Here is a 19,117-nt window from a genome sequence, read left to right on the forward strand (position 1 = left end):
GACGCGCCGGTACGCGAGCGCCTGCACGGTCAGCGCAGTGGCCGGGGCCGGCTGGGCGGCGGGGGCCGCCACGGTCGCAAGGGGCGCGAGCATCGTCGTGTCAGGCCGCGTGCTGCTGGCGGCGCAGCTGCGCGTCGAGTTGCTGCAGCGTCGTGTACTGCGTGATGTTCAGCGCTTCCGGGTCGATCGAACCGTAGAGCTGTTCGCAGAACACGATCAGCTCGACGATGTTAAGCGAATCGATGCCGAGTTCGCCGATGCCGGCGTCGGTGTCGACGGTCTCGACGTTGAGGATTTTCGCGACTTCGCGGGACAGGATGTCGAGCGCGTCGGCCGGAACGTTCTGGGTCGTCATGAGAGGAGCTCCTGATAATGAAGTGGGTTGATCGGGATCGATCGGCCTGTCGCGTGGGTCAACTGCCGGCTTCGCAGCGCAGGCTCTTGCGAAGCTCGTGATAACAACGGTACGAACTGCCTTCCATCTTCGAAAACGCCAGCAGGTCGCGCTGGTCGTCGAAAGTCGCTACCCTGCCGTCGCGCACGAGCGCCGTCAGGAACTCGTTCGACAGCAGCTTGATCGCGAGCACGCGCTGCACCTTGCCGAAGCTGTAGTGCGCGTCGTCGGTCTGGCTGCGCGCGGCGTCAGCAATGAACTGGTGGACGGCGCGCGCGTCGGCGTCGAGTTCGACGCGGCCCGTTTGCGCGAGCCAGCCGACGTGGGCCATCAGCGCGCGGACGAAGTAGGGGCGCACGACGGTCAGGTACTTGTTGAACACGGTCGGGCCGCCGATCCGCAGGCGGTCTTCGGCATGCGCGCGCACCTGGCCGCCGACGTTCGCAAGCTGCAGGTTGCCGGCGAGGAACGGCGCGCCGCAGGTTGTGCGCTTCAGCTTGCGGTACTCGTCGGGCCACACGAGGTAGGCGGCCGGGAACATCACGCCCGGCAACCGCGCGGCGACCACCGCCATGCAGTCGCGATGGGCTTCGATGCCCCACACCTTGTCGACGGTGAGCGCGAGGCCGTGGTCGTCGCTGCGCACGACCGTGCGCCATGCGGCGAGCGTCGGGCCGCCGCCGTCGCTCATCAGGAATGCAAAGTTGTGACCGCTGTCGATGCAGTCGCAGGCGCGACGGTTCTGGTCGTCGGAGAAGAACAGCCCGAACATGATGCGGATGAACGCGCGCATGAACGGCTTGAACAGGTGATGAAACCCCTCGCGGCCGATCTGTTCGAGCAGCGCTTCGGTGAGCGGCGCTTCCTCGTGGCGGAGCGGCGTCGACGCGGACGAATCGGGCAGCACGTCCGGCGTGGCGGCATGCAGCGCGATCACCATCTCGCTGTCGAGCAGCCGCACGGCAGCCGCTTCGACGAGCCGGGCCGCCGCGCGCGGCGGCGTGCCGAGCGACGCGATCGTGTCGAAGTGGCGCAGCACCGGATACGCGGCCTGGTCGGCCACGCGCAGCAGCAGCGGCGCGGGCGCGGTCGCGAGCGGGTCGGCGGACGAAGCGGGAGCGGAAAGCGTGGACATGGGGCGGGGTTCCTGTCAGAAGCGCACGCGCACGGCGGCGTCGATACGGGTGCCGAGACCGACCATCCGGTACTCGGAGTTGCTGTCGGAGAACGCGCGGGTGACCGCGACATCGACGCTCACGCGTTTGTTCACGTCGGCGACGACCTGCGCGATCGCGAGCAGGCCCTTGTCCTGCGGCGAATAGACGCCGCGCAGCGAATATTCGACGCGGCCGATCTTCTTGCCGAGCCGGGCGAACAGGTAGTCGCGCAGGTTGCCGTCGACGCTCACGAAATCGGCCGCGCCGCCGAGGCCGCCCAGCGCCGCGCCGGGCGCGACGGGCAGCAGCGCGTTGTTCACGCGGACCGCGCCGACCATCTGGCGCCACTGGTTCGCGTCGTAGCGCGCCTCGTCGTGCGACCACTCGACGATCAGCGAGAAGTTGCCGGGCAGTGCGCTCTGCATGCCGACCGCGCTGCGCCACATGATCTGGCGATCGTTGCGGCGATCGACCGCGTCGTACGCGGCCGGCGAATCGAGCGGCGTGCCGTTCGCGATGAACGCGGGCAATGGCCGTGTCGTGCCGCGCTCGAGCCACGCGCTTGCATAGACGGTGTTCGAGCGCGCGACGTCGAACGACAGCGTCGCGCCGGCGCCGCCGTGGCCCGCATGCCGGCCCGCGAGCAACGCGGCCGAGCCGCCCGACCAGTTGTACGCGCCGCGCACGAGCTGCGTCGCGCCCTGCACGTCACGGTTGTCGACGTCGCTGCGCAGCGTGCGGTTCTCGCCGGCGATGAACTGCAGCGTGGTCTGTTCGCCGGCCCATTTCGCTTCGACGAGCGGCGTGCCTTCGACGTCGCCGTAGCGGTCGTAAATGTCGGCCGTCGCGGCCCGCTTCTGGAAGAAGCCGAGCGGAAAGAACGCCTGTGACGTATCGAGCGGATCGATCCGCTTGCCGGCGGTGAGCGTGATGCCGTTGTCGAATGCGTAGCGCACGCCAGCCTCGTTGAAGCGGGTGGCCTGCGCGCCGAGCGAGTGGTTGCTGGCCACGGCACGGGCGTTCATGAACAGGTTCTCGCCGTCGATGCGCGCGAGCAGGCCCGCTTCCTGCAGGTTGCGCGGCTGGTCGCCGATCAGGTTTCCTAACAGCGCGTGTCCGTCCATGCTGTCGACCGTGCGTGCGTACGCGATGCCGTTCAGTGTGCTCAACTGTTCCATCAGCGATTCTCCGTGCGCGAGCGTACAGCCGAGCGCAAGCGGGACGGCGAGCGCGGCGGCGGGCCAGAGTCGGCCGGATGACGGAAGGCGGCGGTCACGATGGGCGTCGACATGAGCGTTGTTGTCACTGGCCATCGGCAAGCGTGTCGGGGTTGAACCAGCCCGACGGAATCTTGCGCGGCTGGCCGTCGAGAATGTCGACGACGCTCGCGCGCTGCTTTTCGATCTCGTTGCGATACGTGATCTTGCGGATCACCTTGCGCCCGTTCGCATCGACCGGCGCGGAGAAATCGGCGCTGCGGAACAGCAGGCCGCTCGCGAGAAAGAACTGCGCGCGCACCGGCACGTCGGTATCGGGCGTGACCCACAGCTTGATCGTCGGGTAGACGTTGTCGGGGTCGGTCGCGGTCAGGTCGAGCTCGGTGGCCGGCTTGCCGGCGATCGTCGTCGCGCCCGGCGCGGCCGATGCGTGATAGCTGTCCGCCCAATGCGTGCGCGTGATGTCGCTGATCACGACCTCGCCTTGCAGCCGCTGCATCCCGTTGATGCGGACCGCGCTGCGCGTGTTCGGCACGTAGAACCAGTGGCCGCGCGTCGTCGCGAGGTATTTCTGGCCGTCGTTCTCGCCGCTGCGCGTCAGCGCGAGCGTGTCGCCGTTGCCGCGCGTATAGACGAGGTAGCGCGTCGCGTCGCCGGACTGCCCGCCCACTTCGTTCGTGATCCGGATGTTCGTCTGCGTATCGGCGGCCGTGCTGCGATACGCATCGGCACGGGCAAGCATGGTCTGGGCCGTCGGGGCGTCGGCGGCATGAACGAGCGGCGCGCACGCGACGAGCGCAGCGGCCAGGTGGCGAATGCGAATCATGGGGCGAGTCCTTCGAGGATGTTGCGTTTGGCGAGGCCGAGCGTCGCGAGCAGCGCGGCGGCCACCCCGAGCACGACGAACGCGCCTTCGACGGCGGCCACGGCGGCCGGCGAGACCGTGAATTCGAGCAGGATCGACTTCACGCGGCCCGGCGGCGGCGGCAGGTGGATCTGCGCGTGATTGAGCGCAACCATCGTCAGCAGCGCCACCGCGATGCCGGCGGCGGCGCCCAGCAGGCCGAGGAAGGCGGTCTCCTGGATCAGCACGCCGCGCACCGTCGCGGCCGGCACGCCGAGCGCGCGCAGGGTCGAGATCTCGCGGCGGCGCTCGACGATGCTCATCAGGATCCAGTTGCTCATCGACAGCAGGATCGTCAGGCAGAGAATCGCGCCGAACACCGAGAACTGGTTCTTGTACAGCGCGACGACCTGGTGATAGAGCGACACGAGCTGGTCCCAGGTCCTCACGTCGAGCGTCGGCAGCGCGGCGCGCAGCGTCGCGGCGGCGGCCGGCGTGTGCGCGGTGTCCGACAGGAACACCGCGATGCGCGACGCGCGGTCGGTGCGCAGCAGCGCCTGCGCGGCGGTGAACGTCACGTTGACGATCCGTTCGTCGACGTCCTTGTTGCCGGTGCTCATCACGCCGACGATCTGCGCGTCGGTCGCGTTGATGCCGCCGTGCGCGGTCGACGCCATCAGCTGCACGACCGAGCCGACGTGCACGCCGAGCTTGCGCGCGAGTTCCGCGCCGACGACGACCTCGGTGCCGGCATGCGTCGGCGACAGATAGCGGCCCGACAGCACCGTGTGATAGTCGAAGAAACCGGGCGGCTCGCGGTTCGGCTCGATGCCTTCGCCGACGAAGCCGTAGCTGAGATCACCGTTCGAGATCAGCCCGTCGAAGTCGATGCCGCGCGCGGTGGTCGCGACACCGGGCAACGCCGCGATCGCGTGCGTGGCGGTGGCCTGCTCGTCGGCGGTCAGCCCGTATTGCAGCGGCCGTTCGCCGATCAGGTCGAGATAGCCGTGGTGCAGCACCTGTACGTGGCCGACGCCGCTGTCGATCGACCCTTCACGCACCGCGTCGAAGGTCGCGATCACGTAGCCGAGCGCAAGGCTCGACGCGAACGCGGCGACGCCGATCATCGCCATCGTCAGCACGGTGCGGCGCTTGTTGCGCCAGAGGTTACGCCACGCAAACGTCGACCAGTTCACGATTCACTCCCGGTACGCCGTCGCGCATCTCGATGCGGCGCGGCAGGTGCGCGCACAGACGATCGTCGTGCGACGCAATCAGAAAGGCGGTGCCCAGCGTGCGGTTGGTGTCGAGGATCAGCTCGGCCACCGCCCGCGCGTTGGTGCTGTCGAGGCTGGCGGTCGGCTCGTCCGCGATCACGATCGCCGGCTCCTTGGCGAGCGCGCGGGCCAGCGCGACCCGCTGCTGCTCGCCGCCGGACAGCTCGCCGGGGCGGTGACGTTCACGCGCGGCGAGCCCCACCGCGTCGAGCATCGCGCGGGCGCGCTCGCGCCGCGTGCGTGGCGTGCCCCATGCGAAGCAGCCGAGCTCGACGTTTTCGAGCGCGGACATCACCGGAATCAGGTTGAACTGCTGGAACACGAAGCCGATGCGCTCGCGGCGAATCCGTTCGAGCGTGTCCGGCGCATCGTCGATCCGGCGGCCTTCGAGCCAGCGTTCGCCGCTGCTCGGCACGTCGAGAAAACCGGCCAGGTTGAGCAGCGTGCTCTTGCCGCTGCCCGACGGGCCGACGAGCGCGACGACGTCGCGCTGGCCGATCGAGATCGTCGCGCCACGCACCGCGACGACGCGGCCCGCGCCCTCGTACACGCGCGAGACGTCGCGCAGCTCGAGCACCGGCGTGAGCGTGGTGGCGGTCATGCGTACGCTCCCTGGCCGGCTTCGGCGGCGGCCGTCGCGTGGATCACGGATAGGGCGCCGCTCGCATAGAGGTCGCGGCACTTCAGGCGCTGCAGCTTGCCGCTCGTCGTGCGCGGCAGCGAGCCGGGTTCGACGAAGCACAGATCCTGCGCGGCGAAGCCGATCCGCGACGCGAGCAGCTGCTGGCACTCGGCGCGCGTCTGCGGCGTCGCATCGACGGGCCGCGCCTCGATCGCGACGACCAGCCGCTCGGTGCCCGTCTCCGGATCGGGCAGCCCGAACGCGATGCAGGTGCTCTTGCGCAGCGTGCGATGGGAGGCCAACGCCTCCTCGATTTCATGCGGGAAGTAGTTGCTGCCGCGAATGATGATGACTTCCTTCTTGCGCCCGAGGATATGAAGCTGGCCGTCGGCGATATAGCCGATGTCACCGGTGCGGAACCAGCCGTCGGCCGTCAGCGGCGCGGCGATCGAGCCGTCGTCGGGGTTCAGGTAGCCGAGCATCACCGACGTGCCGCGGATCGCGACTTCGCCGACCGCGCGGTTCGCCAGCGCGTGGTCACCGTCGTCGAGGATCCGGAACGCCATGCCCTCGATCGGCGTGCCCATCGCGAGCACGGTTTCGGTGTCGGTGTCGGCGCCGTCGTTCGCGGCGGCCGGTTGCGCGTCGCGGCGCTCGATCAGCGCGCGCCGGTCGAGCGTGTCGGCGATCACGTACGGCGCGCCGTCAACGGCGCCGTCGTGCCACGCACGATGCATCGATACCGCGAGCGTCGATTCGGCCATCCCGTAGCACGGCTGCAGCGCCGATGCCGCGAGACCGTACGGCGCGAACGTCGCGGCGAAGTCGCGCAGCGTCGCGTCGTCCACGCGTTCGCCGCCGATGAAGATGTTGCGGCACGCGGAAAGGTCCACGCCTTCCATCGCGGCGGCATTGAAACGGCGCACGCAGTAGCGCAGCGCGAAAGTCGGCACCGACGTCGTCGTCGCGCGTGCCGATGCGATGCGCTTCAACCAGCCGAGCGGATTACGGATGAAGCTGTTCGGCTGCATCATCAGCAGCGGCGCACGGTAATGCAGGTTCGACAGCAGCGTAAGCAGCCCCATGTCGTGATAGAGCGGCAGCCACGACGCGGTGCCGTCTCCGGCCGCGAGGTCGAAACGCACCGACCCGCCAATGCCGAGCACGTTCGCGATCACGTTCTCGTGGCTGAGCACCGCGGCCTTCGGATGCGACGTCGAGCCAGACGTGAGCTGGACATGATGCGGATCGCGGCCATGCTTTGCGCTGATCAGCGCGCGCGCACCGGCATCCGCGACGAGCGACAGCGTGTCGAGATCGACGACGCGCGTCGACGAAGCGGGAAACGCATCGTCGCGCCATGCGGCGGCCTGCGCATCCGCGGCGATGACGAGGCGCGGCCGGTACAGCTCGCAGGCGACGTCGATCACCTGCCGCCCGGTGGTGGCGCGGCGCGCGGGAACGGGCACGGTGCAGGGCAGTGCGCCCGTCATCACGCAGGCCATCATCGCGACCGCATGCTCGACCGACGCGGGCAACGCCAGCATCACCATGTCGTTCTCGCGCACGTCGAGTTCGCGCAGCGCGCCGGCCTGGCGAAACACTTCTTCAGCGAAGCGCCGGTACGTGATGCTCGCCTCGTTGCCGGCGTCGTCGACGAACGTCATGCGATGCATGGCGCCCGCGACGTCCTCGAGCGATTCGATGAGGCGATGAATGGTGGATGCGCACTTCGTCACGAGGATTCTCCCCTTGAGGAACACGGCCGCTCGCGCCACGGTGCCGGCGGCGCCGTTCGTCGAGTGAGGGGGATTCTTGCCGGATCGACAGGACGCGACAAACGGAATATTTGCAGGCTATGCATGAGCAGCACGCATCCACTCGGCACTGCCATGTGTGTATACGTGCGAGCCCGTGCGAGGTGAATGGTCGGTACGCATTCGACCGGTCGTCTAGTTCACGATGTGGTGCGCTCATGCGCGGGCGTCATGCAATGCGTTCGGAAAATTCGTTTGTCCGAAGCATCGACTCACAGAAGAATTGCAACCCGGCAGCGCGCCAGTGTCGCCGCGTCATCGTGCCGGGCAGGGTCCGGCCAAGGAGAGCATTTTGTCCGTCACCTCATCGCTTCTCGCCCGTCAGAAACCGGTTGCAGACATGAAGAGCCGCCCGAGCGGCGTCGTCTTCTCGCTGAAGCTCGCGGTCTACGTCGCGCTCATCGCACACGGCATGCTGTTCGCGCTGTCGACGGTCGTGGTCCTGAAGATCGTCGGCATCCTGCTGATCGGCGCGATGTATGCGCACGGGGTCGAGCTGCAGCACCAGGCGCTGCACTACCAGGGATTCAGGAGCAAGCGGCTCAACATGGTGTTCGGCGTGCTGCTCGGCATGCCGATGCTCGTGTCGTTCCATGCGTACCAGGACAGCCATCTGCGCCATCACCGGCTGCTCGGCACACCCGAGAACAAGGAGTTCTTCGACTACGGCGACCAGTACGGCGCGAGCCCCGTCGTGAATCTCGGCCTGTGGGCGTGGCGGCTGTCGATGGCCGCGCACTATATCCAGTTCGCGAAGAACGTCGCGAAACTCGTCGTGCCGGGCGCAAGCTTCGGCGACAACCCGCTCGTGTCGCGCGCGATCCGCCGCGATCACCTGCTGATGGTCGCGGCGATCGCGCTGCTGGCCGGCGTGTCGATCGTGCTGCACACGTGGTTCGTCGTGTGGGTGTGGGTCGTGCCGCTCGTGTTCGTGGCCGCGCCCGTGCATGCGCTGGTCGAGATGCCCGAGCATTACCGCTGCGACCTGACGAGCACCGATCCGTTCCGCAACACGCGGACGATCGAGAGCAATGCGTTCATGACGTGGTTCACGAACGGCAACAACTATCACGTCGAGCACCACATGATGCCGAACCTGCCGATCGAGCGGCTGCACGATCTGCATGGCGCGATCGGGCCGCGCATCCGCTACTACCACCGCACTTACCGGCAGTTCTATTACGCGCTGCTGCGCGGCAAGCTGTCGCCGCGCACGGTGGAGGACGACGCGGACGACGGTGTGCCCGACGCCGAAGCGGCGGGCCCGGCGGCCACGCAATCGGCATGACCGCGGCAACGCTGGCCGGTGCCGCGCACGAACGCCATTCAACGACGGTGACGACGATGCTCTATCCGGAACTTTTCAGGTCGCTGGAAGCGGTGCGCTGGGACATGGAGACGGACATTCCGTGGGACCGCTTCGACACGTCGCTGCTCACCGACGAGCAGGCCGAGACGATCAGGATGAACGCGATCACCGAATGGTCGGCGCTGCCCGCGACGGAAATGTTCCTGCGCGACAACCGGCACGACAGCGACTTTTCCGCGTTCATGAGCGTGTGGTTCTTCGAGGAACAGAAGCATTCGCTCGTGCTGATGGAATACCTGCGCCGCTTCAGGCCGGAAATGGTGCCGACCGAAGCGGAACTGCACGCGGTGCGCTTCGAATTCGACCCGGCACCGCCGCTCGAGACGCTGATGCTGCACTTCTGCGGCGAGATCCGCCTGAACCACTGGTACCGCTGCGCGGCCGACTGGCACACCGAGCCGGTCATCAAGCAGATCTACGAAACGATCGCCCGCGATGAAGCGCGCCATGGCGGCGCCTACCTGCGCTATATGAAGAAGGCGCTGCACGACTGCGGCGACGTCGCACGTGCCGCGTTCGCGAAGATCGGCGTGCTGATGGCGTCGGCGCGACGCACCGAGAAGCCGCTGCATCCGACCAACCTGCACGTGAACCAGGCGCTGTTCCCGCGCGACACCGTGCAGTCGCGCCTGCCCGATCCGGAATGGCTCGAGCGCTGGCTCGACGAGCAGATCCGCTTCGACGGCGAATGGGAAAAGAAGGTGGTCGAGCGGATCCTGCACAACCTGTCGATCCTGTTCGAGCGCCCGTTCACGACCGCACAGGAGCTGAACCGCTATCGCCGCGAAGTGACCGCGCGAACGCCCCGTGTGACGGACGGCGTGATGGACGCGGTATAGCGACGCGCATCCCGTCCGGTAAAGGGCGGAACCGATTCCGGACAATTGGGTCGCGTCATGCACGCGCGTTGCCCTTTCCGGTCGGTGAAATATTCATTGCCGGACATAATTGGTTCATCAATTGCGGAAATTGAATGGCGCAATTCAATTTCATTCGTTTAGTACGTTTTCGTAAACATGAAAACGCGAATTTAAACGGTATTCCGCGTGTATGTTGAAGTGTGGTCTCTTTTCGTAATACGGTAAATTAATAAAATCGTTTGGCGATTGAAATTAAAGTGTAGGTATGTGGATGTGCGTCTGCTGCAGCATCAGTATGGTTGTCATGACGTCGATTTACGCCTGTAATTCGCTGTTTTTACGCGGATTTGTCGGTCATCCTTCACGTCATTCCGGCTGCTTGGTGATTTACAAAATCACTACTTGATAATAGTAATGTAAGAATATCTGGCCGATGAAAATTGATAGATAAATACAGGTGTCACGATTGAAAATAAGAATGATCCGCATCCATGCTTCAATATAAAATCGTTTCCGAATCCAATAAGGAGAAACGAGTCAGGGAGACGAACGGCGACTTGTCTGTCGGTGGGTGCAACTTTGAGGCGGCGGTATGGCTAATGTGAGATTGGCAAAGCGATTGAGAAGTATGCCTTCGCTGGATTTCCTGAGAGGCTTCGAATGCGCGGCGCGCCATTTGAGCTTTACGCGTGCCGGGCAGGAACTGAACGTCACGCAATCTGCCGTGAGCCGGCAGGTCAAGGCACTCGAGGAGCAACTCCGGATCGAGCTCTTTCACCGACACATTCGTTCCCTGACGCTGACCGACAAGGGGCGCGAGCTATACGACGCGATCTCGTTCGCGTTGTCCGACCTGGAATCGGTGATCGGCAAGCTGTCGTCGAGCGTGGGCCAGCGCGCGATCTCGTTGTCGACCACCGTTTCGTTCGCGGCGCTGTGGCTGATTCCGCGCCTCGGTTCGTTCCGCGCCAGCTACCCCGACATCGACGTACGCGTATCGGCCACGAGCGAAATTGAAGATCTTAAACGCAAACGTTTGCACCTGGCCGTGCGATATGCCGGGCCGTATACGTCGACGGACGAGACGGACGTGCTGTTTCGCGAGCGTGTCGTGGCGGTCTGCAGCCCGAGCCTGATGCCGGCCGCGGGCGACGTCGCGTCGATGAAGCCGGAGGATCTCGACAAGCACGTGCTGCTGCATCTCGACGATCCGCGCGGCGAGTGGCCGTGGCACGGATGGAGCCATCTGCTGAAGGAGCTGGGCGTGCCGCGCCTGCGGCCCGCCGGCGCGCTGCATTTCAGCCAGTATGACCAGCTGGTGCAGGCCGCGGTCGACGGGCACGGCATCGCGATCGGGCGGCGGCCGCTGGTCGACGGGCTGCTGAAGCAGGGCCGGCTCGTCGAGCTGTTCCCGCACTGCACGGTCGCATCGGGCAGCTACGTGCTGGTGCAGAACCCGGATGCATGCAACGAGTTCGATATTGCGGTGCTGACCAACTGGTTGCTCGAGCAGGCGAGTCATCCGCTCGCGTCGGACCCGGAAACGGCCGGCAGCAACGTGGTGCCGATGTATCGCGTCGGATAGTGCAGTCGTGCTACGCCGTCGCGCCGTCGCGCGTGTGTGTCGATGGGGCATGCGGCAGGGTCGACGCGCACGCAGTTGCGAACCGTCATGCGCCGCGCCCGTAACCTGTGCGATGATGCGCCGCTTCGCCTTCGTTGCAGCACGCCGCCGACCGCGGCGCCCGGTTCCGGGCCGCTGCCGATCGCGCTGACACCGGAGACGACATGCCCGCAGTGAACATTCATGGCAGCACCCTGCATTACCAGGATCACGGTACCGGGTTCCCGGTGCTGCTCGGGCATAGCTATCTGTGGGATTCGGCGATGTGGGCGCCGCAGATCGACGCGCTGTCGCGCCGGTATCGTGTCATCGTGCCGGACCTGTGGGGGCACGGCGCATCGGGTGCGATGCCGGAAGGCACGCAGACGCTCGACGATCTCGCCGCGCAGGCGAGTGCGCTGCTCGACGCGCTGGCGATCGAACAGTGCGCGCTCGTCGGGCTCAGTGTCGGCGGCATGTGGGGCGCGCGGCTCGCGTTGCGCGAACCGCAGCGCGTGCGCTCGCTCGTGCTGATGGATGCGTCGCTCGAGGCCGAGCCCGAGGCGACGCGGCTGCGCTATTTCGGCATGCTTGACGCCATCGCCGCCGCGGGTCGTATCGCGCCGCCGCTGCTCGATGCGATCGTGCCGCTGTTCTTCCGGCCGGATGTCAATCTGGCGGGCCCGGTGCCGTCCGCGTTTCGCGATGCACTGGCGAACCTGCCGGCCGACCGGTTGCGGCAATCGATCGTTCCGCTCGGCCGGCTGATCTTCGGCCGGCCCGACACGCTGCCGGCACTCGCCGAACTGGACGCCGAACGCACGCTGCTGATGTGCGGCGCGGGCGACATGGCGCGCCCGCCGTCGGAAACGGTGAAGATGGCGAGCGTGATCGGCTGCACCCACGCGCTGGTGCCGGACGCCGGCCACATCTCGAATCTGGAAAATCCCGCGTTCGTCACGCGCATGCTGCTCGACTGGTTCGACGCGCAGCGGCTGTCGGCAGGCTGACGACGGCGCGCGCGACGCCGGCGCATGTCGCGCGGCGTCGCTTCACGCAGACAAGCTTCAAGCGCGTTCGCTGACCGGCGTGAGCTTCCTGTCCCGCCCGCGCGCTTCGTCGGCCCGGCCGCGCACGAGGCTCAGCGCCTCTGCGCGGCTTGCGACGCACGGCGCGGAGCCGGGCAGCGGCTGGCGCGCCGTTTCGCGCAGCGCGAGCACCGACACGATACCGATGAACGATGCGCCCATCAGGTAGTACGCGGGCATCATCAGGTCGCCGGTGCGATCGACGAGCCACGCGGTGACGAGCGGCGTCGTGCCGCCGAACAGCGACACCGATACGTTGAAGCCGATCGCGAGCGCGCCGTAGCGGATGCGCGTGGGGAACAGCGCGGGCAGCGCCGACGGCATCACGCCGGTGAACGTCGACAGCAGCACGCCGTAGATCAGCATCCCGCCGAACACGGGCAGCATGCCGCCGGTGCGGATCAGCATCAGCGCCGGCACGGCCAGCACGAGCAGGCCCACGCAGCCGGCCATCATCACCGGCTTGCGGCCGACCTTGTCCGACAGGTGCCCGGCGTAGAGCGTCATCGGCATCATCAGCACCATCACGAGCAGCACCAGGAACAGGCCGTGCGATTCGCGGAAGTGCAGCGTCGCCGACAGGTAGCTCGGCAGGTACGACAGCGCCATGTAGTCGGTCACGTTGAAGATCAGCACGAGGCCGACGCATTGCAGCAGCGGCTTCCACTGTTCGACGAGCAGCGACGCGAAGCGCTGCTTCGGCCGCGCGCGTTCGTCCGCTTCACGTGCTTCGGCCTCCTTCTTGAACGCGGGCGTTTCCTCGAGTTTGAGCCGGACATAGAGGCCCACGAGGCCGAGCGGACCGGCGATGAAGAACGGCACGCGCCAGCCCCACGACAGCAGCGCTTCCTGCGACAGCGTGGCGGTGAGCAGCGCGACCGTCGCCGCGCCGAGCGTATAGCCGATCAGCGTGCCGAACTCGAGGAAGCTGCCCATGAAGCCGCGGCGCTTGTCGGTCGAGAATTCGGCGATGAAGGTGGCGGCGCCGCCGTACTCGCCGCCGGTCGAGAAGCCCTGCACGAGGCGGGCGACGAGCAACAGCACGGGCGCCATGATGCCGATCGACGCGTAGCTGGGGATCAGGCCGATCGCGAAGGTGCCGACGGCCATCATGATCATCGTGGCGGCGAGCACGCGCTGGCGGCCGATGCGGTCGCCGAGCGGGCCGAACACCATGCCGCCGAGCGGGCGCACGAGGAACGCGGCCGCGAACGTGCCGAAGGTCGCGAGCAGCTGCGCGGACGGGCTGCTGGACGGGAAGAACACCTTGCCGAGCGTGACGGCGATGTAGCTGTAGACGCCGAAGTCGAACCATTCCATCGCGTTGCCGAACGCCATGGCGCCGACCGCGCGCTTGAGGACGGCGGGGTCGACGATCGTGATGTCATCCAGCTTGACGGACTGGCGCGAAGATCGGGTTTTCGCGGGGCGCGTTTGCGACGGGCTCAATGAACTCTCCTGGAATTGCCTTGGCGGCCGGCCGGCGGGAATGCAGCGGGGGCGTGCGGGCCGACGGACAGCGAAGGCGGATGTGTCGGGGATGCGTCGATGCCGGTGGCGTGACGCGCGTAGCGGACGACACCGGGCAGGTGTGTTGTGCGAACCAGTTTAGGGAAACGGGCGCGGGCGGCTATCGGTCATGCGCCCGGAACCCGGTGGTAAACGACATCGGGTTCAGGCAGTGCGGGTTGCACTGAAGCATGTCCGGCCGATCGGGACGCCGGACCGCGTGTCGGTCGGCATCTGCCCGCATTCGTCGCGGATGGAAGGGCGGTGGTGGCAACAATTCGAGCGTCGCGCGAGGTCTTCGGTCCACTACACGAAATGCCGGACGCCTTCTCCGCGGTGATCACGCATGCACTCGTAGTTCTGATTTGGCACACTGGGCCGATCGTGTGCGGCAGCCACGACTGGAATCAACGCGCGTCCAAAAGGAACGAATGCGTCGTGAATGTCCGAGTCGACAAAATAGACGAGCCTGTCACCGATACCCAGAATGGTCGGTGTATCGACGACAGACTTGACGAACGCGAAACCGACTGCTTTTGAAACGGAAATTAACGTCGCAGTCCTGATCGTATTTCGCGAGACTGCGGTGCTATGCATGGTGGGTTGCCGCGACGGTCTTGCTTCTAATGATGAAACAGGGCGTGCCAGCGTGATTGTACGAGGTTGGTAAATCGCGGTAACGGGGGGCGCAGCCGACGCTCAGATCTCGCTGCGTGAATGGTTCGATGAGATTGAAGAAGCGGAAAACTCCGCACGCAGGTTACAGGGGCATGACGCGGACTGCGTGACTTGTTGCGGAAACGTTGATGAAACAATTCATTGCGTGACTGTTTCCATTTGAATCACATGAGTCCGTGACTGGGTAAGCCCCACAAACGGTTCATTTTTCCAGGGCCCGCACCGAGCCATTGATATTGGATTCCGACCTTGACAATGTTCGCGATGTTCGGTCAGGTTGAAACCCCAGAGTTCGGGCCGGGCTGTCATCGGCGGCGCAGGTAATCGCGTCGGTTCTGCCCAGTCCATGCAAATTACGTTTCTATTAAAATTTAATAGAAAATGAAATAAAACGGAAAGAAAGTGGTCTGGTAAATGAAATTGTGTCGGGGGGCGAGACGAGGCGGCCTGCCTCTTCGCGATTTATATGCCAATTTTTGTCATTTCATATTGTTGTTTTCGAGATTAAGTATATTCTCGCGAATTGCTGTTGCCGCTAGAATTGCGGCCGCTAACGGGATGCCGTTCCCGTGAGAGTGCGAGCCACTGCGGGCTTGCGAAAAACAAGAAGATGGATAACGAATGAACATGACCGAAGTGGTTCAGGCGATTCGTGGCGGCCTGATCCAACAAGACCGCCTGCTCAAGACGAGCATCCCGGCGTTGCCGGAGAACGCGCTCGTACCGCGGCGAGCGGTGACCTATAGCGAGCTCGGCCGCGACTTTAGTGCCACGCTCGACATGGTATCCACCGCGAGCGACATCGAACTCAAGACGCTGATCGCCCAACCAATGACGCTTTGGATTCAACAAGCGAACAGGTCCTATCAGCCGCTCAACGGTTACATTCATACGGCTCGCAGGCTGGGTGCCGACGGCAGCCTTTCCAGCTATCAGTTGACTTTCGCTTCGTGGATGCATTTCCTCAAGTTCCGTAGCGATATGCGGTACTGGCAGGACAAGAGCGTCGACGCCATCGTCACGGACGTTTTCAATGTGCATCCACAGGCACGAGGGCAGTTCGAATTTGCGTTGCTGAAACCGTTGCCTTCGCGTTCGTATTGTCGCCAGAGCGAAACCGACTGGAATTTCGTCCATCGATTGCTGGAAGAGGAGGGATTGTTCGGGTTCTGGCGGCAGGACAGCGACGGGAAGTCGCATCGGTTCGTCGTGACCGACGATGTTTACGCGCTCGATGAGATGTCCCCCGGTTCGGTCGGGTTCTCCAGATCGGGTGCAAGTGGCGAAACGGATGCGTTTACACAGTGGGCGGGTTCCCGGACATTGCAAAGTACCGTCCACACGACGCGCACGTTCGATTACAAGACGCCTCCGTCCATCTCCAATCCCAAAGGTACGACGTTGCCGACGATGTCAGGTCAAGGGAGTTTGCCGGAGCAGGCTGAAGTCTACGAATACACGGGTGCCTATACGTATCTGGACCAAAGTCGCGGCGAACACCTGTCGAAAATTCACCTGGAGGAATGGGAGTCACGAGCGAAGCGATTCTTCGGCGTGGGCGGTATCCGGGCGATTGACGCAGGTCGCCGCTTCGCGCTGACGGGACATCCAGACCACGATCGCGACGCGGCCGGTCAGCGCGAATTCGTGGCGATCAAGGTACAGAGGTTCATCGAGAACAACCTGCCGCTGTCCAGCCACGAAACGAACTTTCCGCATAGCTTGCAGAGCCAACTGGCGCATGTGAAATCGATGCATACGGTGGAACTCGTTGCGCATGAAGACGGATCAGCCGGCTTTTACCTGGTCGAAGTGGAGGCGCAACGCGTAACGGTTCCGTATCGGAGCCCGTTCGAGCACAAGAGACCTGCGATGGAGCTCGAGACGGCCATTGTCGTGGGGCCCCGGGGTGAAGAGGTCTACACGGACGAACTGAACCGGGTCAAGGTCCAGTTCATATGGGACCGTCAGAACTCGGGCGACGCGAGCGCTTCATGCTGGGTGCGAGTCGCGCAGTCGGATACCGGTGGCGGGTATGGGAGCGTTCACGTTCCGAGAGTCGGTGAGGAAGTCCTGGTCGGGTACGTCGGCGGAGACTGCGACAGGCCGATCGTTCTCCATCGCGTCTACAACGGGAGCGTCCGGCCACAGTGGCACAGCAACGGTGTCCTGTCGGGCTATCGGTCGAAGGAATTTGGCGGCAGTGGATACAACCATCTGGTGATGGACGACTCGACCGGCCAGAATCGGGCGCAATTGTATTCGACGAGTGCGGAATCGCATCTGCATCTCGGGCATCTGGTCGAGCATTCCGATAACACACGGGGAAGCTATCTCGGAACGGGCTTCGATCTGAAGTCGACCGCGTATGGTGCGATCCGCGCTGGCCAAGGATTGTACGTATCAACGCATCCGGCGACAGCGGGGCAGCCGCTCGATGCAGGCGTGGCGACGGAGCAACTCGTCAATGCATACGGAGTGATCGATGCACAGTCGCAGGCGAGTGTGGCGAGTCAAGCCGAAAGCCTACAACCGGGCAGCGATGCGCTGTCGGGATTCCGCAATGCGACGCGGCACAGTGTTACTGCCGCATCACAGGGCGGACGGACGGCTGGCGGTGGTACGGGTAGCGCGAACAGCTTTGCGAAGCCGGTGATGCTGATGGCGAGCCCAGAGGGCATTGCCCTGTCGACCCAGCAGTCCACGCAGATCACGGCGGACCAGCACGTCAATCTCGTCAGTGGGCAAAGCACGCACATTGCGACTGGCAAGTCGCTTGTCGCTAGCGTCGCGGAGAAGCTCAGCCTGTTCGTTCAGAAAGCAGGAATGAAGCTGTTCGCGGCCAAAGGCAAGGTCGAGATTCAGGCGCAGGGTGACGCAATGGCGTTGGCGGCGTTGAAGGACATTTCGATCTCGACTAAGGACGGCCGGATCGTTTTGACCGCTCCGAAAGAGATCTGGATCGGCGCTGGCAACTCTTACATCAAGATATCGACGAACGGGATCGAGAACGGTACGCCGGGGCAGATCCTGGAGCGGTGCGCATCGTGGGAAAAGCAAGGCGGCACGAGCGTTTCGCCCCCGCAGCAAGCGTTTTTCGAAAGCCAGCAACCGTTGCAGTACAGCCAGCAACTGGTGCTCGACGAAGTCCTGCACAAACCGGATGGCATTGCGCAGGCAGTCAGCTATCACTTGGTTGGGGACGCCGGGGTTGTTCTCGGCAGCGGCATGCTCGATGACAGCGGACAGACCTTGCGTGCCTTTACCGATACACCGCAGCAGATCCACGCGATCTTCAATCTGAACCATGGCAAATGGAAGACGATGATGTATCAAGAGCCGTTCTACATGAGCGCCAACGAGGTTGATCACCCCGAAGCGGGCGTGTTTGACTATGCGGACCATGCGATGGCGGACGATGTCGTCGACACGACGGACGCAGACGATTCGACGGATACGGAAAACACGGCGGCCTGCCCACCTTCGGAAGTGAACAGGTGAGGTATTTGAGGTTGAGAAAGATAGTCAGAAAGACAAGGCAAAAGCAGATGAAAGCACGAGTGCAGGTCAAGTACTGGATGGGCGCTATATTGGGCGCGATGCTGATCCACGTCGCGGTGGCATCGGCGCCCACGATAGAGCTTCCGCTCGGTGCGCCGGAAGGATTCAGTGCCGATGCCATCAATTCGCTCGGCAATGACCGCTACTGCATCAGTGGACACATTTATGACGACGCCGGGCCGAGCCGATCCGCAATGGTCGTGTTGGTCGATGCAGGTAGCCACAGGGTTGAATGGCGTACCGCCATTCCACATGGCCCGAGTCATGTCAGTAATTCTGCAGTAGCCTGCGGTAGTGACGGTCACTCGATTTATGCGGTGACCGAGGAACACACGCAGGGCAGTGAGTCGCTCAATCAAACGAGCATCGTAGTGAACCGTCTCTCCGTTACGGGCAAGCTCGAAAAGCGGCAGCCGATTCATGCAGGTTTTGACGAGTGGTTCTACATGCTCGACGTAGGTCCCGCCGGCGTCAATGTCGCAGGGGGCACGAGCGCGACATTGCAGCGTGGTGGGCCATTTGGCACATTCGTCGCGCACCTCGATGCCGATCTTGGGCAGCCGACGCTGACGCAGCTTTCGAGTGGAGCATTCTGGACCGACACGTCCGCCCGGCTGGATGGTCGGCACCTTCTGCTGGCAGGCAAGTTCCTGCCGAATGTCGGAGCAGGTCACGACGGATACGCGGTGTCGCAGATTGATCTCGACAGTAAGCGATATCTCCGTTCCGCGTATCCGTTGCCTGGCAACGTGACGTCGGCGAGTGCGCTCGTGTCTTCGGACGGGGGGGTGTATGACGTTGGTGTCACGCCTGCCGGCGTGCTGACGGTTGTGACGGTCGATCCCGCAGGAAAGACAACGTCCTCTTTCTCGACGGGCAGCGGCACGCTCTGCAGCATTGATGCGGTTGCGCGCGGCAATCGTACCGTGAGTGTGATCGGTGACGCATGCAAGGGCAATCGCACGGTGTTGCTGTCCGTCGATCTTGCCTCACATGCTGTGAGCATCCTCCATACGTTCGGCAGCGAGATGGATGCGATCGAATTCGACGGCAGTAGTTGGGTCGGCGTGACGAAAACCAAAGGGCGTGGCGCTGTATTTCAGCGGGGAGTGAGTTAAGTC

Annotated in this window: 14 protein-coding genes; 6 read left to right on the forward strand and 8 right to left on the reverse strand. The window is 64.4% G+C overall.

The genetic code is table 11. The features are described from left to right. Positions 1–100 precede the first annotated feature (100 nt). Genes G3N96_RS27980 through G3N96_RS28010 form a run of 7 tightly spaced genes read right to left on the reverse strand, consistent with a single transcriptional unit; the run spans position 101 to position 7,250 of the window. Positions 101–355, reverse strand: a complete 255-nt coding sequence (locus G3N96_RS27980) for an acyl carrier protein (RefSeq protein WP_011350104.1) — start codon at positions 353–355, stop codon at positions 101–103. Positions 356–413: 58 nt separating this feature from the next. After that, entirely contained in the window at positions 414–1,529 is a 1,116-nt protein-coding gene (locus G3N96_RS27985; protein ID WP_206139197.1) for a hypothetical protein, read from the reverse strand. A 15-nt stretch (positions 1,530–1,544) separates the two neighbouring features. Beyond that, on the reverse strand, positions 1,545–2,864 hold the full coding sequence (locus G3N96_RS27990) for a hypothetical protein (protein ID WP_206139198.1): 1,320 nt from the start codon (positions 2,862–2,864) through the stop codon (positions 1,545–1,547). Further along, complete coding sequence (locus tag G3N96_RS27995) at positions 2,854–3,594, reverse strand: outer membrane lipoprotein-sorting protein (RefSeq protein ID WP_124579079.1); 741 nt, start codon at positions 3,592–3,594, stop codon at positions 2,854–2,856. Before G3N96_RS27995 ends, G3N96_RS27990 begins: the two co-directional genes overlap by 11 nt. Beyond that, a complete protein-coding gene (locus G3N96_RS28000; RefSeq protein ID WP_206139199.1) occupies positions 3,591–4,808 on the reverse strand; it encodes an ABC transporter permease in 1,218 nt (405 codons plus the stop codon). Before G3N96_RS28000 ends, G3N96_RS27995 begins: the two co-directional genes overlap by 4 nt. Then, a complete protein-coding gene (locus G3N96_RS28005; protein WP_124579083.1) occupies positions 4,780–5,490 on the reverse strand; it encodes an ABC transporter ATP-binding protein in 711 nt (236 codons plus the stop codon). The genes G3N96_RS28000 and G3N96_RS28005 overlap by 29 nt, the downstream gene beginning before the upstream one ends. Further along, positions 5,487–7,250: a fatty acyl-AMP ligase gene (locus G3N96_RS28010; protein ID WP_346778915.1), complete on the reverse strand. Its 1,764-nt coding sequence runs from the start codon at positions 7,248–7,250 to the stop codon at positions 5,487–5,489. The genes G3N96_RS28005 and G3N96_RS28010 overlap by 4 nt, the downstream gene beginning before the upstream one ends. 418 nt (positions 7,251–7,668) lie before the next feature. Here G3N96_RS28010 and G3N96_RS28015 point away from each other — a divergent pair, with 418 nt between their 5' ends. From G3N96_RS28015 to G3N96_RS28030, 4 genes are all read left to right on the forward strand, one after another. Continuing rightward, positions 7,669–8,616, forward strand: coding sequence for a fatty acid desaturase (locus tag G3N96_RS28015; protein WP_124579087.1), 948 nt, complete (start codon positions 7,669–7,671; stop codon positions 8,614–8,616). A gap of 47 nt (positions 8,617–8,663) precedes the next feature. Next, complete coding sequence (locus G3N96_RS28020) at positions 8,664–9,536, forward strand: ferritin-like domain-containing protein (protein ID WP_206139208.1); 873 nt, start codon at positions 8,664–8,666, stop codon at positions 9,534–9,536. Positions 9,537–10,149: 613 nt separating this feature from the next. After that, positions 10,150–11,142: a LysR substrate-binding domain-containing protein gene (locus G3N96_RS28025; RefSeq protein WP_124579089.1), complete on the forward strand. Its 993-nt coding sequence runs from the start codon at positions 10,150–10,152 to the stop codon at positions 11,140–11,142. A gap of 203 nt (positions 11,143–11,345) precedes the next feature. After that, the gene (locus G3N96_RS28030; protein ID WP_124579091.1) at positions 11,346–12,170 is read left to right on the forward strand and encodes an alpha/beta fold hydrolase; all 825 of its coding nucleotides are present in this window, start codon (positions 11,346–11,348) and stop codon (positions 12,168–12,170) included. Between the two features lie 57 nt (positions 12,171–12,227). Here the strand turns inward: G3N96_RS28030 and proP are convergent, their stop codons facing one another. Then, the gene (gene proP, locus G3N96_RS28035; RefSeq protein WP_206139201.1) at positions 12,228–13,697 is read right to left on the reverse strand and encodes a glycine betaine/L-proline transporter ProP; all 1,470 of its coding nucleotides are present in this window, start codon (positions 13,695–13,697) and stop codon (positions 12,228–12,230) included. A 1,359-nt stretch (positions 13,698–15,056) separates the two neighbouring features. On the opposite strand from proP, the gene G3N96_RS28040 reads away from it, so the two are divergent. Together G3N96_RS28040 and G3N96_RS28045 are read left to right on the forward strand one after the other, a co-directional pair. Beyond that, positions 15,057–17,936: a type VI secretion system Vgr family protein gene (locus G3N96_RS28040; RefSeq protein WP_206139202.1), complete on the forward strand. Its 2,880-nt coding sequence runs from the start codon at positions 15,057–15,059 to the stop codon at positions 17,934–17,936. Between the two features lie 47 nt (positions 17,937–17,983). Then, positions 17,984–19,114 carry a hypothetical protein gene (locus G3N96_RS28045; protein WP_206139203.1) on the forward strand — a complete coding sequence of 377 codons (1,131 nt, stop codon included), beginning with the start codon at positions 17,984–17,986 and terminating at the stop codon, positions 19,112–19,114. Positions 19,115–19,117: the final 3 nt, after the last annotated feature.

Origin of the sequence: Burkholderia sp. Se-20373 (genome assembly GCF_017104705.1) — a bacterium.
Classification (GTDB): domain Bacteria; phylum Pseudomonadota; class Gammaproteobacteria; order Burkholderiales; family Burkholderiaceae; genus Burkholderia.

Coding starts and splice junctions, on each gene's coding strand:
- G3N96_RS28045 (WP_206139203.1), top strand. CDS start 17,984: ATGAAAGCACGAGTGCAGGTCAAGTACTGGATGGGCGCTATATTGGGC.
- G3N96_RS28025 (WP_124579089.1), top strand. CDS start 10,150: ATGGCTAATGTGAGATTGGCAAAGCGATTGAGAAGTATGCCTTCGCTG.
- G3N96_RS27995 (WP_124579079.1), bottom strand. CDS start 3,594: ATGATTCGCATTCGCCACCTGGCCGCTGCGCTCGTCGCGTGCGCGCCG.
- G3N96_RS27990 (WP_206139198.1), bottom strand. CDS start 2,864: ATGGCCAGTGACAACAACGCTCATGTCGACGCCCATCGTGACCGCCGC.
- G3N96_RS28040 (WP_206139202.1), top strand. CDS start 15,057: ATGAACATGACCGAAGTGGTTCAGGCGATTCGTGGCGGCCTGATCCAA.
- G3N96_RS27985 (WP_206139197.1), bottom strand. CDS start 1,529: ATGTCCACGCTTTCCGCTCCCGCTTCGTCCGCCGACCCGCTCGCGACC.
- G3N96_RS27980 (WP_011350104.1), bottom strand. CDS start 355: ATGACGACCCAGAACGTTCCGGCCGACGCGCTCGACATCCTGTCCCGC.
- G3N96_RS28030 (WP_124579091.1), top strand. CDS start 11,346: ATGCCCGCAGTGAACATTCATGGCAGCACCCTGCATTACCAGGATCAC.
- G3N96_RS28015 (WP_124579087.1), top strand. CDS start 7,669: ATGAAGAGCCGCCCGAGCGGCGTCGTCTTCTCGCTGAAGCTCGCGGTC.
- G3N96_RS28005 (WP_124579083.1), bottom strand. CDS start 5,490: ATGACCGCCACCACGCTCACGCCGGTGCTCGAGCTGCGCGACGTCTCG.